The following is a 1,058-nucleotide window of genomic DNA, read 5'->3' as shown; positions in this document are numbered from 1 at the left end:
TGCTTTCCCAAAAGATTGGGATAAAATGTCTCCAACTAAAAAGGCTGTTTACATTTATGGACCTCTCCATATGCATCTTGTCAAAGCCTTTACATTGGTAGAAGAAAGCAAACATTATAAAGCTTTAATCAAAGAAGCAAAACAAGTCTTAGAAAGATCTGTCGTAAAAGCTGCTTAGATTAAGACACATCTCTCCTCCCCGTTCTCAAAATGGGGAGGTGGTTGGTTTAGCTGCCACTTGCTTTTTTTAAGACTTCACCCATACGTGTTCGCCAATCTTTTCCTTGTTTTTTAAAAGAGGCAATAACGTTTGGGTCAAGGCGTAGAGTAACCGCTTGTTTGGGAGATTCAACCGGTGGACGCCCACGTTTACGGCGCTCTTCTGTTACATACTTAAAAAAGGAGGCTGGTAAAACGTCTTTAGCTGGCTTTAAGCGTGCAAGTTCTTCATCTGTTAGTGGTGGGGAATCCACAGCGTCCCAATCTTCTTTTGTATAGCCACATCCTGTTTCAAAGGTTTTTTTGATAGTCATTGAAAACCTCTCTTTCTTTTTTATTCGCTTGACGAAAACTGATAATGGATATCGCTTCATTGCCAAGCTTTGCAAAAACAATAACTGTTGTACCATCAGAAAAATGTCCAATAGCCTTCATGCGGTTTGAATGGGTTGCATCAATAAAAGCATGTTTCCAGTCAAAGTAAATAACATCAGCAAAATCAAGCTTATGTTTAACAATGTTTAAAGCTCTTTTTGGTTCATCCCACACTATCTTCATNTTAAAGCTCTTTTTGGTTCATCCCACACTATCTTCATATATTTTATGTACACGAAAAAATAAAACCTTGTCAATAATTAAAGTGTACAATAATTCGTATATACCATTCAAAATGGAGCAACTATGAATAAGAAAACGCGTAAGGGTCTATCGGTACGTGCGTTTGCGAAGAAGATGGGTGTTTCACATAATGCAGTGGTTTCTCGGATAAAGACAGGTAAATTTGATGCGGCTCTTTTTGAAGATGGTTCTGTTAATGAAGCGCTTGCAACAGCTATCTG

The 1,058-nt window shown here is 38.1% G+C and carries 2 protein-coding genes and 1 pseudogene; 1 reads left to right on the top strand and 2 read right to left on the bottom strand.

Annotated features, from left to right (window positions below):
- Positions 1-178: pseudogene (locus ACFIL2_RS04105) on the top strand (phage antirepressor Ant); the annotation flags it as partial.
- Between the two features lie 49 nt (positions 179-227).
- Here the strand turns inward: ACFIL2_RS04105 and ACFIL2_RS04100 are convergent.
- Positions 228-533 (bottom strand): BrnA antitoxin family protein, encoded by a 306-nt coding sequence (locus ACFIL2_RS04100; protein WP_006589112.1) that lies wholly within the window; start codon positions 531-533, stop codon positions 228-230.
- Positions 511-777 (bottom strand): BrnT family toxin, encoded by a 267-nt coding sequence (locus ACFIL2_RS04095; RefSeq protein ID WP_375677074.1) that lies wholly within the window; start codon positions 775-777, stop codon positions 511-513. Before ACFIL2_RS04095 ends, ACFIL2_RS04100 begins: the two co-directional genes overlap by 23 nt.
- Positions 778-1,058: the final 281 nt, after the last annotated feature.

Origin of the sequence: Bartonella sp. AP30XZML (assembly GCF_042195945.1) — a bacterium.
In the GTDB taxonomy this organism is placed as follows: domain Bacteria; phylum Pseudomonadota; class Alphaproteobacteria; order Rhizobiales; family Rhizobiaceae; genus Bartonella.
Note: the sequence above shows the minus strand (reverse complement) of the source record. Positions and strands in the feature narration are given on the sequence as shown.

Excerpts from the sequence above, each read along its gene's own strand:
- ACFIL2_RS04100 (WP_006589112.1), bottom strand. The coding sequence starts at position 533 with ATGACTATCAAAAAAACCTTTGAAACAGGATGTGGCTATACAAAAGAA.
- ACFIL2_RS04095 (WP_375677074.1), bottom strand. The coding sequence starts at position 777 with ATGAAGATAGTGTGGGATGAACCAAAAAGAGCTTTAAACATTGTTAAA.